Annotated in this window: 27 protein-coding genes; 7 read left to right on the top strand and 20 right to left on the bottom strand. The window is 46.6% G+C overall.

The genetic code is table 11. The features are described 5' to 3' along the window. Positions 1-150: 150 nt before the first annotated feature. Together ACINLD_RS21955 and deoD are read right to left on the bottom strand one after the other, a co-directional pair. Positions 151-978, bottom strand: a complete 828-nt coding sequence (locus ACINLD_RS21955; protein ID WP_077736612.1) for a D-alanyl-D-alanine carboxypeptidase family protein — start codon at positions 976-978, stop codon at positions 151-153. A 29-nt stretch (positions 979-1,007) separates the two neighbouring features. Continuing rightward, positions 1,008-1,709 (bottom strand): purine-nucleoside phosphorylase, encoded by a 702-nt coding sequence (deoD, locus tag ACINLD_RS21950; RefSeq protein WP_077736611.1) that lies wholly within the window; start codon positions 1,707-1,709, stop codon positions 1,008-1,010. A 176-nt stretch (positions 1,710-1,885) separates the two neighbouring features. Here deoD and ACINLD_RS21945 point away from each other — a divergent pair, with 176 nt between their 5' ends. The 3 genes from ACINLD_RS21945 (at position 1,886) to ACINLD_RS21935 (ending at position 3,963) form a co-directional block, all read left to right on the top strand. Further along, positions 1,886-2,887, top strand: coding sequence for a permease (locus ACINLD_RS21945; RefSeq protein ID WP_026587500.1), 1,002 nt, complete (start codon positions 1,886-1,888; stop codon positions 2,885-2,887). Positions 2,888-2,902: 15 nt separating this feature from the next. Beyond that, positions 2,903-3,763, top strand: coding sequence for a TIGR03943 family putative permease subunit (locus ACINLD_RS21940; RefSeq protein ID WP_026587501.1), 861 nt, complete (start codon positions 2,903-2,905; stop codon positions 3,761-3,763). Between the two features lie 68 nt (positions 3,764-3,831). Continuing rightward, positions 3,832-3,963 (top strand): hypothetical protein, encoded by a 132-nt coding sequence (locus ACINLD_RS21935; protein ID WP_142246112.1) that lies wholly within the window; start codon positions 3,832-3,834, stop codon positions 3,961-3,963. Between the two features lie 37 nt (positions 3,964-4,000). On the opposite strand, the gene ACINLD_RS21930 is transcribed toward ACINLD_RS21935, so the two are convergent. The 3 genes from ACINLD_RS21930 to ACINLD_RS21920 all read right to left on the bottom strand — a co-directional run bounded on the left by ACINLD_RS21930 (position 4,001) and on the right by ACINLD_RS21920 (position 5,267). Then, positions 4,001-4,315, bottom strand: a complete 315-nt coding sequence (locus ACINLD_RS21930) for a YodL domain-containing protein (protein WP_026587502.1) — start codon at positions 4,313-4,315, stop codon at positions 4,001-4,003. Between the two features lie 54 nt (positions 4,316-4,369). After that, the gene (locus ACINLD_RS21925) at positions 4,370-4,981 is read right to left on the bottom strand and encodes a phosphatase PAP2 family protein (RefSeq protein ID WP_077736610.1); all 612 of its coding nucleotides are present in this window, start codon (positions 4,979-4,981) and stop codon (positions 4,370-4,372) included. A 115-nt stretch (positions 4,982-5,096) separates the two neighbouring features. Further along, positions 5,097-5,267, bottom strand: a complete 171-nt coding sequence (locus ACINLD_RS21920; protein ID WP_077736609.1) for a YozD family protein — start codon at positions 5,265-5,267, stop codon at positions 5,097-5,099. Between the two features lie 120 nt (positions 5,268-5,387). Here ACINLD_RS21920 and ACINLD_RS21915 point away from each other — a divergent pair, with 120 nt between their 5' ends. Further along, entirely contained in the window at positions 5,388-5,522 is a 135-nt protein-coding gene (locus ACINLD_RS21915) for a hypothetical protein (RefSeq protein ID WP_026587504.1), read from the top strand. Here the strand turns inward: ACINLD_RS21915 and ACINLD_RS21910 are convergent. The 14 genes from ACINLD_RS21910 to msrA all read right to left on the bottom strand — a co-directional run bounded on the left by ACINLD_RS21910 (position 5,515) and on the right by msrA (position 17,342). Then, positions 5,515-6,195: a hypothetical protein gene (locus ACINLD_RS21910; RefSeq protein ID WP_026587505.1), complete on the bottom strand. Its 681-nt coding sequence runs from the start codon at positions 6,193-6,195 to the stop codon at positions 5,515-5,517. The two genes, ACINLD_RS21915 and ACINLD_RS21910, sit on opposite strands and share 8 nt — an antisense overlap. Before the next feature lie 173 nt (positions 6,196-6,368). After that, positions 6,369-6,590: a YozE family protein gene (locus ACINLD_RS21905; protein ID WP_026587506.1), complete on the bottom strand. Its 222-nt coding sequence runs from the start codon at positions 6,588-6,590 to the stop codon at positions 6,369-6,371. Between the two features lie 89 nt (positions 6,591-6,679). Then, the gene (locus ACINLD_RS21900; protein WP_026587507.1) at positions 6,680-6,961 is read right to left on the bottom strand and encodes a YokU family protein; all 282 of its coding nucleotides are present in this window, start codon (positions 6,959-6,961) and stop codon (positions 6,680-6,682) included. Further along, the gene (ablA, locus tag ACINLD_RS21895; RefSeq protein WP_077736608.1) at positions 6,958-8,367 is read right to left on the bottom strand and encodes a lysine 2,3-aminomutase; all 1,410 of its coding nucleotides are present in this window, start codon (positions 8,365-8,367) and stop codon (positions 6,958-6,960) included. Before ablA ends, ACINLD_RS21900 begins: the two co-directional genes overlap by 4 nt. 74 nt (positions 8,368-8,441) lie before the next feature. Next, complete coding sequence (gene ablB, locus ACINLD_RS21890) at positions 8,442-9,287, bottom strand: putative beta-lysine N-acetyltransferase (protein WP_077736607.1); 846 nt, start codon at positions 9,285-9,287, stop codon at positions 8,442-8,444. An 18-nt stretch (positions 9,288-9,305) separates the two neighbouring features. Next, a complete protein-coding gene (locus ACINLD_RS21885; RefSeq protein WP_077736606.1) occupies positions 9,306-10,574 on the bottom strand; it encodes a peptidase in 1,269 nt (422 codons plus the stop codon). Positions 10,575-10,587: 13 nt separating this feature from the next. After that, entirely contained in the window at positions 10,588-11,241 is a 654-nt protein-coding gene (locus ACINLD_RS21880; RefSeq protein WP_026587511.1) for a 3-oxoacid CoA-transferase subunit B, read from the bottom strand. Beyond that, positions 11,226-11,909, bottom strand: a complete 684-nt coding sequence (locus ACINLD_RS21875; protein ID WP_026587512.1) for a CoA transferase subunit A — start codon at positions 11,907-11,909, stop codon at positions 11,226-11,228. Before ACINLD_RS21875 ends, ACINLD_RS21880 begins: the two co-directional genes overlap by 16 nt. Beyond that, positions 11,899-13,254: an aspartate aminotransferase family protein gene (locus tag ACINLD_RS21870; protein WP_026587513.1), complete on the bottom strand. Its 1,356-nt coding sequence runs from the start codon at positions 13,252-13,254 to the stop codon at positions 11,899-11,901. Before ACINLD_RS21870 ends, ACINLD_RS21875 begins: the two co-directional genes overlap by 11 nt. Before the next feature lie 603 nt (positions 13,255-13,857). Next, entirely contained in the window at positions 13,858-15,093 is a 1,236-nt protein-coding gene (locus tag ACINLD_RS21865; RefSeq protein ID WP_077736605.1) for an MFS transporter, read from the bottom strand. A gap of 175 nt (positions 15,094-15,268) precedes the next feature. Beyond that, a complete protein-coding gene (locus tag ACINLD_RS21860) occupies positions 15,269-15,388 on the bottom strand; it encodes a YjcZ family sporulation protein (RefSeq protein ID WP_077736604.1) in 120 nt (39 codons plus the stop codon). 81 nt (positions 15,389-15,469) lie between these two features. Then, positions 15,470-16,321 carry a GNAT family N-acetyltransferase gene (locus ACINLD_RS21855; RefSeq protein ID WP_256860387.1) on the bottom strand — a complete coding sequence of 284 codons (852 nt, stop codon included), beginning with the start codon at positions 16,319-16,321 and terminating at the stop codon, positions 15,470-15,472. A gap of 44 nt (positions 16,322-16,365) precedes the next feature. Next, positions 16,366-16,809 (bottom strand): peptide-methionine (R)-S-oxide reductase MsrB, encoded by a 444-nt coding sequence (gene msrB, locus ACINLD_RS21850; protein ID WP_026587516.1) that lies wholly within the window; start codon positions 16,807-16,809, stop codon positions 16,366-16,368. After that, a complete protein-coding gene (msrA, locus tag ACINLD_RS21845) occupies positions 16,806-17,342 on the bottom strand; it encodes a peptide-methionine (S)-S-oxide reductase MsrA (protein WP_026587517.1) in 537 nt (178 codons plus the stop codon). The genes msrB and msrA overlap by 4 nt, the downstream gene beginning before the upstream one ends. A gap of 345 nt (positions 17,343-17,687) precedes the next feature. Between msrA and ACINLD_RS21840 the strand changes: the two genes are divergently transcribed. Beyond that, entirely contained in the window at positions 17,688-18,122 is a 435-nt protein-coding gene (locus tag ACINLD_RS21840; RefSeq protein ID WP_026587518.1) for a MarR family transcriptional regulator, read from the top strand. Positions 18,123-18,190: 68 nt separating this feature from the next. Further along, entirely contained in the window at positions 18,191-18,439 is a 249-nt protein-coding gene (locus tag ACINLD_RS21835; protein WP_026587519.1) for a hypothetical protein, read from the top strand. Between the two features lie 13 nt (positions 18,440-18,452). On the opposite strand, the gene ACINLD_RS21830 is transcribed toward ACINLD_RS21835, so the two are convergent. Then, positions 18,453-19,802: an MATE family efflux transporter gene (locus tag ACINLD_RS21830; RefSeq protein ID WP_077736603.1), complete on the bottom strand. Its 1,350-nt coding sequence runs from the start codon at positions 19,800-19,802 to the stop codon at positions 18,453-18,455. A 91-nt stretch (positions 19,803-19,893) separates the two neighbouring features. Between ACINLD_RS21830 and ACINLD_RS21825 the strand changes: the two genes are divergently transcribed. After that, positions 19,894-20,577: a DUF4397 domain-containing protein gene (locus tag ACINLD_RS21825; RefSeq protein ID WP_051290385.1), complete on the top strand. Its 684-nt coding sequence runs from the start codon at positions 19,894-19,896 to the stop codon at positions 20,575-20,577. Positions 20,578-20,719 lie beyond the last annotated feature (142 nt).

Below are 20,719 nucleotides of genomic sequence, written 5' to 3'. Positions count from 1 at the left end.
AGCGAAGCTAGGCTAGGAGTGTGGGAGGCCTTTTTCTGTTTCTTTGTAAGAAGAAAAACATATCAAAACCTATTTAAAACAAAAAGCTTGTAGAAAAACATGGGTTTCTCTACAAGCTGAAGGCCGATACACGTATCGGCCTTTTTCATTTTATATCTTTTTGACTTTTTCGAAATACTCTTCAAGCGTCAGATCATGTTCCTTGATCACTTTGGCGGCCTTTTTGCCTACATACCGCAAATGCCAAGGTTCATATTTGTATTTGGTAATGTCTTCTTTATTTTTCGGATAGCGGATGATAAAGCCGTATTTATAGGCGTTTTCCTCAACCCATTTTCCGTCTTTCGTATTGCCGAAGTCCTCGTTAAGGGCAAAGCCGTTGCTTCTGCTGGAAATGTCCATTGCCAAACCTGTCTGGTGCTCGCTCTGTCCCGGATAAGCGACGGCTTCTTTCGCTTTTTCCTCACCCTTTTGGCTTACTTCATTGTCATAGATCACTTTTTGTCTGTCATAAGATCTGTAGCCGGACACCGCAACAAGTTCAAACCCGGCTTTCTTCGCGGCATTGAACATCTTCTCCAGAGCCTCAGCAGCCTCTTTTCTAATATAGCGCTTGTCGATATCTTCGGTAAATGAAAATTCGACGTCAGGCACTGTTAAATCCGCAGGTGCATAGTCTCCAGGCAGGGCATAATCTTTGTTGACAAGCGCGAGAATATTGTCTGAATTTTGAATCGTCGGCAGGCCGTCAACCTCTTTAATTTGATTAAAGTATTTGCTTTCAAGTACAAAATCTTGATCTTCCAGATCTTTTTTTTCATTTGTTTTTTGATCTTTCGCATCTTGATTGGTGTTTGCCGTATTTTGCGGTTGAGCGGAGTCTGCGTTTTTTTCTTCATTCATTGAGCAACCCGCGCCTAATAATACAGCTGCACTCAAGATTGACGCGATCGGCATGTATTTGTATTGTATTTTCATCATTTTCCATCCTTTGTTCAGCGCTTCATCTACCGTAAAGCTGTGTCAAGCGCCAATAAAATCATATCGTTGAATGTGGTCTGTCTTTCTTCAGCCGTCGTTTCCTCGCCTGTCACCAGATGATCGCTGACCGTGAGAATCGACAAAGCGTTCCGGCCGAATTTCGCCGCTAATGTATAGAGAGCTGTCGTTTCCATTTCAATCGCCAGCACGCCGTGCTTGGCAAGCTTTTCGATTTGGCTGTCATCATTGTAGAATTGGTCCGCCGTAAAAACATTTCCTGCCGTTACCGGGATATTCCGCTCCTTCGCAGCATCATACGCCGCTTTTAAAAGCTCGAAATTTGCGCATGGCGCAAAATCGATCGAACCAAACGCCACCCTGTTGATTTGCGAATCGGTGGAAGAGGTCATCGCGAGAATAACATCTCTCACTTTAACGTCTTCTTTGATAGCGCCGCATGAACCGACACGAATCAGGTTTTTCACATCATAGCTTCTGATCAGTTCATTCACATAGATCGAAATGGACGGTACACCCATGCCCGTCCCCTGTACGGAAACGCGTTTTCCTTTATATGTGCCGGTAAAACCGTACATACCCCGAACTTGGTTATAGCATTCGACATTTTCCAAATATGTATCTGCGATGTATTTTGCGCGCAGCGGGTCTCCGGGCAGCAGCACCGTTTCTGCAATTTGCCCTTTTTCCGCGCCAATATGTACACTCATGAATATTCCTCCTGCCTAAGTATTGATCCAGCATCAGCTCGCAATATGTATTATAAACCAACATGATCGAAAATGAAAATAAGCTTTTGCGGTTCAAAACTTGTCATGTTTTCAAGTGGACAGGCATAGCATAAAAAAGAATCATTCCGATTAATAATCTTGACGGAGGAAAAGATATGTTTCGTTCGCTTAACCATTATCTTTTAGATTTTACAGGCATTCTCGTCATCGGCATTTTATTATGCCTATTGTCGATCGGCGGCTCGCTTTCAGCCGGACTTCCTTTTCATCTGCCCGCTTCCATCCAGCAGCTGAATACGATTTTTATCAGCATTTTAATTGAGGCGTTGCCCTTTGTCTTGATCGGCGTTTTAATGGCCGGTTTCATTCAAATTTTTATCACTGAAGAACATATCCGCTCTCTTTTTCCAAAAAACAAATTTTTCGCAGTGATTGTCAGCTGTTTGCTCGGCGCTTGTTTTCCTGCTTGTGAGTGCGGTATCGTACCGATCGTCAGACGGCTCGTCGCTAAAGGCGTTCCGATCTATGCCGGCGTCGGATTTCTTCTGACTGGTCCGCTGATTAATCCAATGGTCATCTTATCGACTTATATGGCTTTTGGCAATGATGTCCGAATGGCGGTTTTAAGGGGCGCCGTCGGGTTTACCGCCGCGCTCCTCACCGCCTTTTTCGTCAGCTTTATGTTTCGCTCAAACCAGCTGAAAACAAAAGAGACCCGCCGGGAGCATGATTCGGGTCATGTGAAAGCTCCCTTTTCAGAACGCCTCTTCGCTATGTTGAAGCATGCCATCGATGAATTTTTTGATATGGGAAGATATTTGATCATCGGGTCTTTCATCGCCGCTCTTGTGCAAACCTATATTCCCTTAAAATCTTTGTTTCTTGCAGGTGGCGGAATGATCGACTCCACATTGGTGATGATGGGACTTGCTTACTTTTTGTCGCTGTGCTCTGAAGCGGATGCGTTTATCGGCGCCTCCTTTACCAGCTTGTTTCCCCACTCCTCCATACTCGGATTTCTCGTATTCGGACCGATGCTTGATTTAAAAAATACGATCATGATGCTGCATGCATTCAAGCCGAAATTCGTGATTTGTCTTTCGATTTTGATCACGGTGTTCGTCTATATTTGCGTCAAAGCTGTCAGCTTGCTGTAGAAAGGAGGATTTCACATGGTATTTCAGCCGCAGCAGTTCCTGCGCGCACTTATTTTGGCCGCTTTTTCCGGTTTCATATTCAAGCTCCATCAGACGGGGGAAATCTATAAGCTGATCAACCCGAAATACGAATACATGAGCTTGATTGCCGCCGGTGCATTCGCTTTTCTGTTTATCATCCAGCTGTCAAGGATCTGGACCATCCGAGAGGATCATAGCGGATGCTGCAGCTGCGGTCATGATCACGGCCGCTCCAAGCCTTTCTTTATTAAAATGATCCATTATGCTGTGATCGCCTTACCGCTTATTACCGGCTTTACCTTCGCTCCAGCCGTGCTGAACTCATCTGTTGCCGCCAATAAAGGAACAATGCTCGCCAAAACATCCGCTCCGAACACCGAAGGCGCCGGACATGTGACAACACCTGAGATCGAAAACGAATCATCCGACATCCCCAAGACAGCCTATGATCGAAAAATGGCCCAGTTTCAACAGCAGAATCCGCTTCTGATGAAGGACGATCTGTTTGCCGATTACTATGATGAAATCAATGAAAATCTTGATGATTACATCGGAAAGCACATCAAAGTCAAAGGTTTTGTCCATAAAGAACCCGGCCTGAAAGCCGATCAGCTTGTCGTCTCCCGTTTTTTGATCACGCATTGTATCGCCGACGCCAGCTTGATCGGATTGCTTGCCGAATGGGACGGTGCCGAACATATAAAACGCGATACATGGGTTGAACTAGAGGGAATTCTCGGAAAAGCCTCCTATCAAGGAACCGTCATTCCGATCATTCAGGCAAAGCAATGGAAAACGGTTCAAGAGCCGAAGCATCCTTATGTCTATCCGGTGTCTATCAATATGACAGAGTAAAGATTTCCCCGGGATAAATGAGGAGCTGTTTAGTCATCCTATTTTTATGGAAGGAGGTCAAAGGTATAATGGGCAAAAAACAGCGAAACAGAGTGACCGGGCTGAAGAAAAACAATCACATCCCCGCAAAAGATGTGATCGCGGCGGAGGAAGCACACGAAAAAGACTTCAGCGCCAGAAAACGAAAGAACACAACGTAAAAAAACTGCGGATGGCGCTTCCGCAGTTTTTTTACGTTTAGGACGACTGGAGTAAAATCCGGTTGATCTTTCTCCAGCCTGTTGATAGCAGTTTATAGTAGGTTTTTCCTTTTTTCCCTTCATCGATTAAAACGATGTCGCCTGTGGCAAGAAATCTGGCCTTATAGTCATTCGGCACCGTGTCATACACATTAAAGGTGGAAAACGTCCGCTCAAGCACATCCGCATGGGTTCTGCCGTTTATTTCTGTTCTGTAAACCATCTCATATCCCTTATCTTCTCCAAAGCAAGGCGTTTGAAAAATCGTCACATCATAAGCTGTCAGCTTCTTTTTAAACAACATCAACGGCAATACGATCCCTCCCTTTTTATATACTATTGGCGTTTGGCAAGGGAAACCCTTTGACTAGTTTTGTCGAACAAGCGGGTAGTTTTCGCCAATTTTCTTGAAGAGGAAAAACAGCGCCAGACCGAGAGAAAATCCTGCTATCACATCGGTTGTGTAATGGACGCCGAGATAAATGCGGCTGATTCCGATCAGGATGGTCACCAGGCCTGTCCACACCAAAACGGCCGTCCTGTGCTTCTTGAAAAAAGGAATGTGCAGTAAAAGGATATATGCGATAAATGGATACATGCTCGCCGCATTCATCGAATGCCCGCTCGGAAAGCTGAAGGATGTCTCATGAACGAGATGGCTCACTTCAGGCCGCGGCCGGGAAATCCAGTCTTTTAGTCCTTCATTGACCGTTCTTTCCAGAAGAAAAAGCAGATAAACATACAGTGAAGCCGCCGCTTTTTTGCGGTAAGCGAGCAGCAGTGTCAAAACGAGCATCACGGTCAGCAGCAAGCCGCTTGACCCAATCCCTGTCATCGCTTTAAAAAACGGGGTGAGGAGCGGCTGTCTGAGAGCCGCGGCCGCCTTCGCGATATGAACGTCGATCAGCTGAACAGCAGGAACGCGGATGAGGGCGGCCATGACCAGAAAAAGTGCGGTGAAAATGAGTGTGTTACGCATCGAAAAATCTGCGCCTCCTTAAGTCGATATTGTTTACATATTGTACCCCCGCTTCTCTTTTTAAGGCAATAAATGAAAAAGGACCGAAGGCAAAGCCCGGCCGGTCCCCATCGCTTTAATCTTCTATATGCTCATCTATCATACATTTTGCAAGCAGGTAATCAAAGGTGATATCGGCAATTTCGAACAGTTCGTCCTCATTCGGTATGTAGCCTCTTCTTGTCAGCTCAAGATAAAAAAAATCAGCGATTTCTTCAGTATCTATCATAAGCTCAATTTCTTTCATTTTGATCGCCTCCTTATTCTGATGTATGAGCCGGCATTCGGATTTATAACCGGATTGTCATAATGTTTGTCCCTTCTCATATACATGTTGTAACAAAACAAAGCGGGAAGGGGAAAAGAAATGATCCAAAAAATGATTGCAGCGCTTGACGGAGACGGTTTCGACCTGATGCTGGAAAAAGTCTTGAAAGTCATGTTCGGATTCATTTTGTTCGGTTGCTTTCCTTATTTTTTATATTTGCTGTTTTTCAGCTGAAATATTCTTTCAGGCTGTTTAAAACAAAATTCATCATTTCTTTGTATTCCGCATCCTGAAACATTTCATACAGCACTTTGTAGTCGTTGTAAATATCCAGCAGCTCATCCACGACAGCCACGGCCATTTCACGCTCATGCTCCTGCTCTTCATTATCTGTGGCAGATGGCAGCAATACCTTTTCTGAAATCGGTTCATCCAGTTCCTGTCCGGCTTCACCGACATAATGAACAAAAAGCAGCTGGTGAACAAACTGATCCATTTCATATGTTCTGAGCACAAGTGTCAAGTCTTCTTCTTCCGTCTCAAGCCATTCCCCGTCTTTCAGGCGGGTCAGTTCATATATAATATCCTCCCAGCCGTCCTCTACATATCTCCAGATTTCCGTTCTGTGTCCGGTGATTTTAAAGAGCTCTTTGCCGTAATCTTTTACATACACGACATCACCGATTAGAAAACCATATTCGATATCAAGCTTTTCCGTCTCGACGATGACCCCGTCATAATCTTTATAAAGCTGTAAAGAAGACTCAAAATAAAGAACTTCATTATGATTGACTTCATAAAGAAAATGCTTGTCGATTTTATGAACTTTTGTCACAGTTCCGACCGTTCCGTACATGACAACAACTACAACATCTCCGACTTTAAATTTAGGCGCGTTTGGCTTCATTTTGACTCCCCCTTGCCTTAAAGCTTCCGTCTTACGCTTATCGTATGCATAAGGCTGTCATTTCGCATGGGCAAGGATACAACGCATGAACGTGTTTGCCGAAAATCCTAAAAAACCATGCCGGCACCCGGGATTAGGCCATAAAAGAACCCGCAGACATCGATCTGCGGGTTTTACTGCCTTGTTTCCGATATATATTTTTCCCAAGCCTCATCAAATGTCGTCATCGATGATAAATAATCTCCATTGAGCTCAAGGTATGAACTGATTTCATCGTACTGGTTTGACGTCTTCGGAAACCCGTGATCATGATAGGCGTGATTGGCAAATTCACTGATCGCGTCTTTCGGCTTCGGATGTCGGTATTTCATTAAATAATGATAAAAGGATTTCACGGCCTCCCCCTCCTGTCTTCTTTTGATGTACTATTATACAGGCACCAGAAAAAAATACAAACAAAAAAACCGGCTTTAGTCAAGCCGGTTTAAGACGAGAAGTCAAAATAATTGCGCTTTAAAATCCGCTCGGTTTTCATTAGCGTGTCAAATGATACGGATGAAGGCAGTGCTTTTGTATCGATCAAGAGCAGCTGGTTTTCAATGTCTTGAATGATGGATTCCTCCTGATAGACCATCCCGCAGCTGCCGCAGCTGACAGCGGGCGTCTCCGTGATTTCAACCGCTTTTGTGCCGTCCGGCAGCTCCCAGTATACGGTCGTTCGGTCATGTTCTGCTTCCGTCTGGCCGCACCAGTCACAGCGCTTCATTGAGCACGCCCCTCAGCTTCGCTTTCTTTATTCTGCTGGGCGAGGAATTTCTTTTCTTTTAATTCATCCCGCTTTGCCCTTCGGCTTTTCAATGTTTCATGGTCAGGCCGCTCAGAATAGCTTTCCCGCCTTTTTAAACGGGTTAAGCCGTCAGGTGTATAAGAGAGCGTCTGATCCTCAAAGATCGCGGAGATGCCGATCTGTTCTTTTTCCCTCATCACCTCTGGATAGATTTCGGCGAAATAATCGTTCGCTCTGCCTGGCACATAGTTTTCCGGCTCAGGATAAGAAGTGATCACCCCTTCAAAATTGCGGAGTACGACTTTGTCAGGGCTTTGCGAAATCAGGTAGTTCGGTTGAATGGCGATTTTCCCGCCCCCGCCCGGTGCGTCCACAACAAAGGTCGGTACGGCGTACCCGCTCGTATGCCCCCGCAAGCCTTCAATGATTTCAAGCCCCTTTGACACCGGGGCCCTGAAGTGGCCGATGCCTTCGGATAAATCACACTGATAAATGTAATACGGGCGGACTCTGATTTTGACCAAATCGTGCATCAGTTTTTTCATAATGGGAACGCTGTCATTTATGCCCGCCAAAATCACCGCCTGATTGCCGACCGGAACGCCTGCGTTGACAAGCTTTTCACAGGCTTCCTTCGCTTCTTCGGTGATTTCGATGCTCGTGTTGAAATGGGTGTTCAGCCAGACGGGATGGTATTTTTTCAAAATGTCGCAAAGCTTATCGGTGATCCGCTGCGGAAACACGACAGGAGCTCTCGTGCCAATCCGAATAATTTCAACGTGCGGAATGGCGCGCAGATTTTTCAAGATGTACTCCAGTATCTGATCATTGATTAACAGACCGTCCCCTCCCGAAATGAGCACATCCCTGACATCCGGTGTATCCCGAATATATCCGATCGCCTGGTCAAGCTGCTTTTTCGGCACCCCCATGCCGATTTGACCTGAAAAGCGCCGCCTCGTACAGTATCTGCAATACATGGAGCACTGATTTGTGACGAGAAAAAGAACGCGGTCAGGGTACCGGTGGGTTAGCCCCGGTACAGGTGAATCTTCATCTTCATGCAGGGGATCTTCAAGATCGTATTTCGTTTTATGCATTTCCTCTGACAGCGGAACCGATTGCATCCTGATCGGACAGCGGGGATCGTCGGGATTCATAAGGGAAGCGTAGTAAGGTGTAATATTTAGAGGAATCGTTTTTGTAGAAATCCGCACCCCCTCTTCTTCTTCTTTTGTCAGATTGACGACCTTTTTTAAATCATCCAACGTTCTCACGGTATGAGTCAGCTGCCATATCCAATCATTCCACTTTTCTTCGGGAACATCTTTCCAAAGCTCAATTTCCTTCCAATGCCTTTTTGGCTTGAACAGGCCGTTTGCCATATTCCATCCCCCTATCAGCATTTTTCCTATTACTTCCCAGGTTATGTCACGGTCAGGGAAAGTGCCTCTTATTTTCAAAAATCATCCTGAAAGCCGCTTAAATTCTTGCACCAGATGTTCATGTTCTCAATTGCTTCATAAATGAGGCAATTGTTGATAAGACGCCCCCTGTAACGGTAAGACAAATGATAAAGACTGGCGTTCATTCCGAAGGAAGCCGCTCTTGCAATCGAAAAAACAGAAAAGATGCCGGCTTTTTTCAGGTCTGCTTCAAGTGCCGTGATGAGCCGCTTTGTCAAAGAAGAGCCCCGATACGAAGGGAGAACGGCACAATCGGTCAATTCCGCATGCCCCAAGGCGGGATTGATATCTGCCGCCGCTGCTGCGATCAGCTTGTTTTCGTCAAATGCGAGCCGGTAAACAGTCCCTTCGGCCATCAGCTTTTCAAGGTAGGTATGATCGAAAACAGGTGCCGGATATACCGTGAAGACATCCTTGTAGAGCTTTGCCATAAGAGGTGCATCCTCTGCGTCGGCCCGCCTGATCTTAAATTCGCTTTTCTTTTCCGCTTTTAAACATTTGGTGCAAAATAATGTTTCCAGCATTTGATCCTGTCTGTTCCAATCCTGTGTCTCTCGTCTGCTTTCTTTTACATATCTCACAAACAGTTCGGCGTCATGGCCGTTAAAATATCCGTCTATCTGTCCTTCCGGCTCATACAGATGCTCAAGCATAGCGGTTCTGTCTCGTGCTTTCGCAAAAATGATGATCTTTTCAAGATTACGCGCTTTTGCAGCTTTCAGTATATCCGGGAAAAAAGAAGCGACATCCCCTTCATAGTTGATGACTCTGATTCTTTTATTCAGCACATCAAGATCGATCTCGAGCGTGCCGTATTCGTTGCTCCATTTTTCCGTCATGGCCCCCTCCTTGTCGCTTTACTTTTCATAGCCACACCAATTCATAATGAAGAGGCTGATGATTTTCGCCGCTTTGATCATCGCATCCTTTTCAATGTATTCATTCGCTTGATGAGCCAGCTTTGTTTCGCCCGGTCCGAAGACGATGGCTGGCGTATCTCCCGCATGGGACAGGACGCCTCCGTCTGTCGCCCATGGAGACGCTTCGACGGCAGGCTGTTTGCCGGTGATGTTTTGATAGGCGTTTTTCAGAGAAACCGCCAATTCATGATCATCAGCTAAATCATTGGGCATCCATCTTGCCCCAAACCATTCGACTTCCACAGGGTAATGCTTAAACCAGTCATCATGATACTGAAGATCTTGGAGCCAGTTCTCCAATTCAGCCTGGACGGCTTCCGGGGATTCGTTCGGGGCGATTCCGCACCTTCCCTCCAAGGTCACGGTGTCGGCGACCGATGAGGGCCATGCGCCGCCCTTGATGGTTCCGATATTGATCGGGACAGGGATCGGGATATGTTCATATAAGGAATCTTTGATTCTTTTATTTCTCACCGATTCAAGCTGACGGATCGACCCGATGACAAGCATGCTTTTTTCTATGGCGCTAACGCCTTCATACCTTGTGCCTCCATGTGCGGAAAGCCCTTTTACCGTGATTCTGAACCACATTGATCCCTGCTGTTTGATAAAGATTTTCATATTTGTCGGCTCCGGGATCAGGGCTCCGTCCGCCCGGTACCCCCGCATGACGGCGGCAAGGGTTCCCGCTCCTCCGCATTCTTCATCGACGACGCTTTGAAAAATAAGGTCCCCTTTCAATCGGACCCCGCATTGTTCAAGCGCTTCGATCGCCATTAACAGGGCGGTATTCCCTCCCTTCATATCAGTCGTGCCGCGCCCGTAAATCCTTCCGTGTTTCATGATCGGCTGAAACGGCTCGATGTCCCAATCATTGCGGTTCCCTGCGGGGACGACATCGATGTGGCCGTTGAGAATCAGCGATTTCCCCCCTCCTGAACCGCGCTTGACAGCCGCGATATTCGGACTTTCTTTGAAGCTTGTTCTGTCGGATTTAAACAGGGGATGCTGATTTAATTGTTTTATGCTCGGTTCCCAGACATCGATTTCAGCGTCAAACTGCCTCAGTTTTTCCAAGACGACGGCTTGAGCGTTAAATTCTTCTCCGAGCGTGCTTTTTTCACCGACGAGCTTTTTCAACAGGCGAACCGCTTTTTTTTCGTGCGAATCAATCCAATCGCACACTTTTCTCTCTATGTTCTCCATCCAATTCCTCCTCTTACGAAAACGGCTGATCGATCCTGACCTTTCCATCTGTCAGCCGGAGTACATCTTCAAGATCTGCTCCGTTCATCAGTTCTTTTAAAACAAAACCTTCGTGTTCAATCGCAATCACAGCTTTATCGGTAATGACCATGTCAACACAGCCTTTGGCCGTTAAAGGGAGCGTGCAGTTTTCCACGAGCTTCGGCGCCCCGTTTTTATCGGTATGGCTCATGACAACGATCACTTTTTTCGCTTTTTGGGCAAGCTCCATTGCCCCTCCCATCCCGGGGACTTTTTTGCCCGGCACGATCCAGTTGGCAAGATCTCCAGACCTGCTGACCTGGAGGGATCCGAGGATCGTCAAGTCGATGCAGCCTTTTCTGATCATCCCAAAAGACACGGCCGAATCAAAATAGGAAGCCCCTTTGACAACCGTGACGGGGTAGCCCGCCGCATTGCAAAGGTTCTCATCCTCACTTCCCTTTTCAGGCGTTTCCCCGATCCCGAGCACACCGTTTTCCGCTTGAATCATGACGGAAATGCCGGGGGCCAAAAAATTCGGGACTAAAGACGGGATGCCGATTCCCAAGTTGACAACCATTCCATTTTTCACTTCTTCAGCCGCTCTTTTTGCGATTTGCTCCCGCTCCGTTACTCCCAAACCCATTTCCAGTTCACCCCTCCCGTCTCGCTCACCCCATGGACAAAAACGCCTGGTGTCACGATCTCTTCTTCAGCAAGCTCACCCGCTGGGACGATCCGGTTGACCTCTGCAAATGTCTTGTCAGCGGCCATCGCCATGAGCGGATTCATGTTGCGGGCCGATTTATCATATATAACGTTTCCGAACTCGTCGGCCGTTTTCCCGAAAACGAAGGCAAACTCAGCAGTCAGCGCCGCTTCGGCGAGATAGGATCGTCCATTGATGCTCACAAGCTTCTTGCCTTCTCGCACCATCTCGTGATCAACCCCGATGTCGGACAAAATCCCGCCCAATCCTACACCGCCCGCACGGATTCTTTCGGCCAAAATCCCCTGCGGAGAAAATTCAACGTCAAGAAACCCGTCTGTCATTTGTTTTCCGGCGACAGGGTTTGAGCCGATATGTGAAGCAATCAGCTTTTTTACCCGTTGATTGACGATCAAAGGGCCGATCCCGATGCCTGGAAACCCGGCATCATTACAAATCACCGTTAAATCTTTCACACCCGTTTCCAAAATCGCGCTGATGAAAGACGGGGGTGAACCGACTCCGCCAAATCCGCCGACCATAATGACCGACTCATCTTTTAAATCTGCAACCGCTTCTTCAATTGCCATCCGTTTATTCCGCATCATCTGCTGAGATCACCTTTTCCACCTGTTTTTCAACCGCATGTACGGCTTCTTGCAAACAGAATACAAGCTCATCCATCTCATGATCCGTAATCGTCAGCGGCGGTGCGATGATCACGGCGTCGCCCCCGCCGCCGGCAATTCCCGCCTCCGCCGGATAAATGAGCAGCCCCCTCCTTTTCGCTTCGGAAATGATTCGCGCTGATACTGACAGTGACGAAGGAAACGGTTTTTTGCTTTTTTTATCAGAGACAAATTCAACACCCAAGAGCAGCCCTTTTCCGCGAATGTCACCAATTATGTTTGATTGTTTCATGACATCCCTCAGCCGATTTTTCAGCCTTTTTCCTTTGGTCGCTGCTTGTCTTGGCAAATCATGCTTTATGATATAGCGCAGGACCGAAAGCGCGGCCGCGGCGGAAAAAGGGTTGGCGCTGTACGTATGACCGCTCATGATCACACCCGAGCCATTTTTGATCGTCTTCATGATCCCGTCCGTAATGACAGCCGCGGCAATCGGAGAATACCCGGCGCTCATTCCTTTCCCGAGAACAGCGATATCCGGCGTAACACCCCAATGTTCGATCGCCAGCATCTTCCCCGTTCTTCCCATGCCGCACATCACCTCATCCGCTATGAACAGAATCCCGTTTTCTTCGCAAAGATCTTTGATTCTTTTGTAGTACCCGCGAGGAGCGGCAATGGCGCCTCCCGCGGCTCCGATCACAGGTTCGGCCACAAAGCCGGCAATAAACGATTTGCCGATCCGTTTGATGGCAAGCTCTACCTCCTTCACACATGCTGTTTCACATTCGGGAGCTGACAGCTGATACGGGCACCTGTAGCAGTTTGGAGCAGATGCAGCGGGATAGTTGTGCAGCATCTGTGTAAACCGGTAGCGCCGTTCGTAAAACCCCGACAGTGACAGGGCTCCGTTCGTGATTCCGTGATAGCTGTTCCATCTGGAAAGAAACATCGTTTTGTCGTTTTGCCCTTTTTCCTGCCAGTATTGAACAGCGATTTTCATTGCGGTTTCGACCGCTTCTGAGCCGCTGTTTACAAAAAAAGACCAGTTTAGATCTTCGGGCAGCACTTCCGCCAGCAGTTCGGCAAGCTGCTCCGCAGGCCGGCTCGTAAACTGTGAACGATAGACAAAAGAAACAGCATCCAGCTGTTCTTTGAGAGGAGCAATAACCTCGGATACTCCGTGGCCGAGGCTGCAAGTGACAGCACCTGAGCAGCCGTCAAGAAATCGTTTTCCGGTTTGATCGTATATATAGCTTCCTTTCGCATACTGAACGACCGGATAGCTTTGATGAAGATCCGGCTTAATCAAAAATGACATGCAGATTTCCCCCCCTTCCGAATGAAAAGGATGTTTTCTTTACATTGTATGAAGCGGGAAATGGCGGCATTCTTTTTTCATAGCCGGAATGAGTGCAAAAATGGTTTATCATGAAACAAGCGAACGATCGTTTTATCATAAAGGAATAAGATCACCTTTTGGCGGGATGACGCGACTTGAAAATCAATTATGAAAAAAATATGCTTGAAGGCACATGCTGCATCGACATTTTTTCAGACCGGAATAAAGGGAAAGTGCTGGAATTCTGATTCGATTTACTTGACTGAAGATCATTTCGGCTGCATCGAACCTGTATTTGAAAGATGCTGTAAGCCATTCGATTGCTTTGCATTTAACGAAATCGATGTGGATACATAGGCGGTGAATGGGAAGTGTAAAACGCCTCACTCAGATGAAGTGAAAGATGTGTCAGGGTTTCCATTCGTTTATTCTGAACAAGAATTCAAGGAGAACGATGAAATAAACGTCAAACACCTGACACCCATGATCGGTGAATTTTAAAGCATGGATAGAGAAAAAAGCGGCTTCGGTTCAATGTATCTCTGCCTGTGTTGGGAATCTAGAAAAACATCCTTTTATTTTTTACATAGAAACCTTTTTTTCAGAAGACGCATCATTCCCTGTTTGCTTTTCCCACAGAGAAAAAGAACGCATCATACTGAATGCAGTGAAAGGAGCGGGCAAAGCGACAACCAGGAATAAATATGTTGGGCTGACGGCGTCTGATAAAATACCGGCCAGCGCATAACCGAGCGGCATGAAGGTGCTGTTGAGCGCAAAAAAAGCCCCCAGGGACCTCCCCCTCTTTTCACCTTCCGTCAATCGCTGCAAGTATCCTTCCAAATATATATTGACAACACCGGAGATCATGCCGATCAGGATCAGAAGGAAAGCGGCGATGACAATATTAGCGATCCAGCCAAGCGGAAATAAAAGCAGGCCGAACATCACCATCAAGGCAGGCACAGCCGCTTTTGCATGCTCCTCTTTGGCGATAAATGACAGGCACAGCGCCGCCCCGAGTGTTCCCATGGCCCAAAGTGATTGAAAAGCCCCGCCAAGCCATGCCTGGTCTTTGACAAAGAGCGAAGACCAAACGACGATATAGATGGGAAACCCGCTGAATACGAGCTGCTGGACGCTTGTCCCATACAGTAAATACCTGAGCGGTTTATTTTGGAATATGCTAGAAAACCCGCTGAAAAGCTGTTTGTTCGTAAACGGAATATGAGGCTGATTTCCTCTGTTGTCTTTGATTTTCCACTCCAAAAAGATCGACATGAATGAAAGGCTCCCGCAAATCACCCAGACCCAGCCAAAATGCAAAAATGAAAACAGCACACCCGTCAGGAGCGGCACAAGCACTTGGATCATCTGTGATAGCACTTCCTGAAATGCGATTCCTTTTTCAATTTGGTCTTGCCGAAGCGTATCAGGAATGAGCGATCTTGCCGCGGGTTCAATCGCGGTCAGGCAGGTGGAGATCACCACTCTGGCCGCCAACAACAACAGAAGCGGACTGGTGCCGTTTAGCGCCAAAATGCCGATCGTAAAAAAAACCGCCGATATGAACATGTCTGAAACGGCAATCAGCTTTCCCCTGTGAAACCTGTCAGACAGCCATCCGGTAAACGGCGATATCGCAACAGAAACGGCCAGCCCGAGCCCGATCATCACGCCTCCCTGAAGCGCGCTTCCGGTTTCATATAAAGACCACCACACCAATGAATAATAAAAAAGGACGGAGCTGAACAAAGACAAAAATCTTCCAGACCATAATCTGAAAAAATCACCTTTTATAAGCCATGCATATTTCAATCTGAATCCCCCTTGTGAAAATATAGGACCTCCGTCTGAGCTGCTCATCAAGATTACAGGATTATTTTACATATGTATTCAATATTTAACAATGCCTTATTCTTCAAAACGGCAAAAACCTTCCGAACTGGAAGGTTCCTGCGAGCATGCAAAGCACCGGTCTTTTTAACGTATCTTAGCAGATAAAAGCGGCTCCAACGATAATAAGCAGAATGAAAAGTACAACGATTAACACAAAAGTGCTTCTTCCGTGAAATCCATAGCCATATCCTCCATCAGGACAGCAGTAGTGCACAGGCCATTCATCCTTTCTTAAAAAGTCTACACCCCAGCCTATGCAGGCCAAGTCACCATTTGTTTGTGCACCTGCCCACATTCAGCCAAACAAATATTTAAAAATGGTTGTCATCCGTTCCTTCCGCTGAAAACCGAGCTTTTCGTAAAACCGTTTGACATGGTCGCTGCCTGATGTGACAAGATAGCTGGATGTCATGCCCGACTGCTTAGATGCCGCAAGCATCCCGCAGATGAGCTCTGTTCCATAGCCTTTCTTCTGATGAGGCTCTAAAACGGCCACTTCTTCGATTTTAGACAATTTTTCACCGTGATCGAGATAAAGCTCGGCACAGCCGACAGGCTCTCCTTCATCTGAATAGCAGACAAACAGCTCGATGACACCTTGTTCGTAATAAAGGTACTTGCGGCGCAGCTTTTCTTTCGCAAATGCTTCGTCTATACTCAATGAATCGTAAGCCTCCATGACGCGGCAGGCATCGCGGAGCGATTTTTCCGTGCCCCATTCGACCCGGCTGATGCCGGCGTGTTCTTGCCAATCGGACAGCCTGATGCTGTAAAACAGCTCTTCGTCAAGAATATATCCAAGGTCAAAGAGCGTTTTTTTCATAGAAAAGGGGATGTCGCATCCAAATGAGCTTTTCACATGAATGTAATTTCGTTTTAAAATGCCGGGAGCTCGGACCAATAACGAGTATAAATCCGCCAAAGGATATGCGTCTTGCAGCTGTATAAAATGATGGGCGAACATTTGCGGCAGCTGGTCGTCCGTATATATGTCGTAGAATGGTTCGCTTTTTTTGCTGCATGTCAGCAATAAATAGTTTTCTTCAGCTTTTGCAATGGATTTCATGATGACAGCCTCTTTTCGTTCATTTCGTTCCTCAAGTAGTTTTTCGTCATCAAAAGGAACATTTCCTGTTAAAAAAGTCATATAAAAAATGATCCTTTATGAAAAAGGATCATTTTTTTGAACCGTCAATCTTCTTTTTCGTCAAATAATTTGGCGTATTCGCCATACCCTTCTTTCTCAAGTTCGTTCTTCGGGATAAAACGCAGAGCGGCGGAATTGATGCAATAGCGCAGCCCGTTTGGCCCGGGACCGTCTGGGAACACGTGGCCGAGGTGGGACTCGGCCGTCTTGCTTCTGACCTCCGTCCGGATCATGCCGTGAGACGTGTCAAGCTTTTCTTCGATCTCCCCGGTTTCAATCGGCTTTGTAAAGCTTGGCCAGCCGCAATGGGCGTCAAATTTGTCCAGCGAGGAAAATAGCGGCTTCCCTGAAACAATATCGACATAAATCCCCTCTTCCTTATGGTCCCAAAATTCATTTTGAAACGGGGGCTCTGTTCCGTTGTTTTGCGTCACCTCGTACTGCATCCGGTTCAGCTGTTTCAGCCGTTCTTCTTTATTAACCGTCATGCCTGATCCCCCCAATGCTCTTGAAGAAATCCTTCCCGGCCGCTTCCGATGCGATATCGTTTATAACGGTCAGGATGTTTTTTGTGATAATCCTGATGATACTCCTCTGCCGGATAAAACGGCTTCGCTTCAAGAATATCGGTTACGATCGGCTCTTTAAATATCCCACTTTCTTCAAGCTTTTTCTTTGATGCTTCAGCGAGCGTTCGCTGTTTGTCATGATGATAAAAGATCGCCGTCCGGTAGGATTCCCCGCGGTCTGCAAACTGCCCTCCGCGGTCTGTAGGATCAATTTGCTGCCAATAGAGCTCAAGCAGTTTTTCATATGGAAACACATCCGGATCGAATGTGATCTGCACCGCTTCTCTATGTCCCGTCGTATCGCTGCAAACTTCTTCATATGTCGGATTTTCCTTATGGCCGCCGGTATAGCCGGATTCTACTTTGATAATACCCGGCTGCTCGTCAAAAGGCTTGACCATGCACCAAAAACAGCCTCCGGCAAATGTCGCAAGTTCTTGTTTTTCAGCCATTTCAATCTGCCTCCTTCTCTTTAAACACCTGATGGGAATGATTATATCACAGCCGCCTGTTTTCCCGGTTTCTTCTGCTCATGAGCCGCCGGGTATATACCTTCACGCAAAGTTGTGACAATTCGTTGGCTTCTTCAGTTCAAATAGCCGATTGTTCACCCATTCGGTTTTGCATTTGTTCAATTGATGGTCAAATGAACTAAAAATCTTCTGAAACATGCACTTGAAAGGCAAAAATTATGGTATCATAGTGATATCATGTTCATGATCAATAAAAATCATGCTGATTCGGTCATTCCTTAAAAATGAAAGCGGAATTTGCTAACTATATGGAGGGGCGAAATTTTGAAAGCTAGAGAACAAATGATGTATGATATGGAAGCGTTGCTTCGCACGGTTTTTAAACAGATACGTGATGAGATAAATGAATTGCTCGAAAAAGAGATGTCCCGTAATGAATTTATGATTCTCCGTCTGTTAAGTGAACAAGGTCCCAAGAAAGTGACGGAGTTTGCAACGATTTTAGGCGTTTCTGCAAGCCACATCACAGCTGTAACCGACACATTGGTCGAAAAGGGATGGATCACAAGAGTCCGCTCCAAAGAAGACAGACGAATCATCAAAATCCATTTAACGGATACAGGCAAAGAAATTATCAGATATTTCGAAGAAAAGAAAACAGAATATTATATGAAACGCTTCAGCTGCTATACCGACGAAGAGCTGAAAACACTGATCGAACTGTTCAGCAAACTGGACAAAAAAAGAGAACAGCGTTAATCAAAAAGGTTTATACATAAAAATAAACCTCTCTGCGCATCTTATGAATAAAAAGAGGTGCGAAGATGATGACAGCTCCTTATCTCTGTCCAAACTGCAAAACAAACCGCACGCGGTTTAATCTCATTGAGCAGGCGCCAACATCCGTCAAGCTTGATCCATCGACGGGGGAAATCATGGAAACGTATTCAGAAGGTGAGCGCTCTCCCTTTCATCTTCCATACAGCGGCCCTGATATGAAAGTTCAATGCGGAGCCTGCGGTTTAATTGAAGATGAAAGGACTTTTATCAAGCACGCCGAACACGATAGACGCTAAGAAAGCACATCTCCTAGGAAGATGTGCTTTCTTGTTTTTCAAACAGAATGAGGTTTTTCCATTTGCCATAACGGTAATACAAAAACGCCGTCAGGCTGCTTAATAGAAAACTCGTCCCAATTCCCAGCGCAATCCCGTTTTCCCCGAACCATTTCGAAAACATGAATGTAAACGGGTAGCGAAGGACCCAAAAAGAAATGACATTCAATACCAAAATTTGAAACATCGCTCCCGCTGCCCTTACCACACCATTGAGCACAAAATTAATGCCGATGAATGGATAGAAAAAAGCGACGGTTTTTAAATACTGTTCGCCGAATGCCACCGAATCCGCCTCAGAAATAAACAGCCTGACAGCTTGATATCCGGCCAAAAAAACGGCGGTGCTGATCGCCAGCATAAACATCATGACGTAAAAAACGCCGTAGTTTGCGATTTTTTTCGTGCGCTCCATATCGCCGCTTCCGATGGTTTGTCCAGCCATACTGTTGACGGCTGTTCCGATCGCCATCGCCGGCAGGATGAGGATGCTGTCAATCCGCTGGATCGCTCCATACCCGGAAACAACGCTTTCGCCGAATGAATTGACAACGCTCATAATCGCCATGGAACCGCCGGAAATCACCATCATTTGCAGTCCCGCGGGTACTCCGAGCCGCAGGATAACAGCTGTCTCTTGAAACGAAGGAATCACCGGCATCCTAAAAGGAACAAGCCCTTTTTTCACCGTCAGGATCAGCCCGTATACAAAAGCGACCCCCTGCGACACAACGGTTGCATATGCCGCTCCGGAAATCCCCAGCTTCAGTCCGGATATAAAGAGCGGATCCATGAAAAGATTGATGATGACAGCCAATAGAACAAAGCGTAAAGGTGTTTGACTGTCACCGACAGCTCTTAAAATAGTGCTGATAAAATTATAGCCAAATAGAAAAATAATTCCAATAAAGTGAATTCTTAAATAAACGGTCGCTAAGTCCATCATCTCGCCAGGCGTTTCCAAAAGGGATAGCAAGGGCTCTGTGAATACAAACCCAAGGATGCCGACAAATAGGCTCATCACCGTCATCAAGACGACAAATGCATTGACATATGAAGCAAGCCCCTGCTTGTCCCCTTTTCCTTTTTGCTGTGAGAGAATCGTCAGTGCCGCATTATTGATCCCCAAGACAAACGACAATACCGTAAAGAATACCGTTCCGGATACGGCGGCGGCTCCAAGAGCCTGAGCGCCGAGCAGGTTCCCGACCCACAAGCTGTCGATGAACTGAAAGGAAACTTGCAAAAGGTTAGCCAAAATGATGGGGCCTGAGAAGAGGATCAACTGCTTCAATACATTTCCATATGTAAAATCCGTTTTCATTTTCTTCTCCTTTTCCAGACTTTTTAGTGCTGTGTCCGCTTACCAGCCGGCGGAATATGATGACAGAAAGAAGATAAAGGGGCGTGTGAAGATGAATGGTGCTGAACTTAATGCCCGTACTCGAGGTGGTGCGCATCACAGCAGGCAGGCGGCGCTTTCCGTTTTTCGCTATGACACAAAAAACGTCATGCTCAGTCTGCTCCATGCCGCTCCGCATACAGAAGATATTGATATGGCCGTTAATGGGATGCCGCTTTTTAAAAACGTTCCATACAAAAGCTTGACTTCTCCTGTTTCAGTTCCTGCCGGCCGTATTCAAATCGCTTTTTTTACAACAGGACATGACCGCCGTCACCTCCTGACAGCATATGATCAGCTGACAGCGGGAACAAATTATACCATTGCCGTCACCGGTACACCATCAAGGTTGCTTCCCGTCGGAATCAACAATCGAAACATCACCGATCCGCAAAGCATCGGCTTCAAATTCGTCCACCTTTCCCCGGATGCCCCGGCTCTCGATCTTGCCGTCCGCAACGGACCTGTTCTTTTCGCAAATGTCCCTTTTGCAAAAGCCGGCCCGTACATCACGCTTCCGCCACAAAAACTCGATTTGGATATCAGGGCGGCCGGTACGAAAACAGTCTTATTCAACGTCCCTAAAATCGGGGCAAAAGCCGGCCAGTCCGTGACACTGCATTGTCTCGGCTTCGCCAACGGCGCCCCCTCTCTTGAAATAAAGGAAGCTTTACTTCCCATGGAAAGCTTAGGCTAGCGAAAAAAAAGAGACGTAAAGTCTCAGCTTGTAGAGAAACCCATGTTTTTCTACAAGCTTTTTGTTTTAAATAGGTTTTGATATGTTTTTCTTCTTACAAAGAAACAGAAAAAGGCCTCCCACACTCCTAGCCTAGCTTCGC

Source organism: Bacillus sp. z60-11, from assembly GCF_046464135.1.
Lineage (GTDB): Bacteria > Bacillota > Bacilli > Bacillales > Bacillaceae > Bacillus > Bacillus sonorensis_A.
Note: the sequence above shows the minus strand (reverse complement) of the source record. Positions and strands in the feature narration are given on the sequence as shown.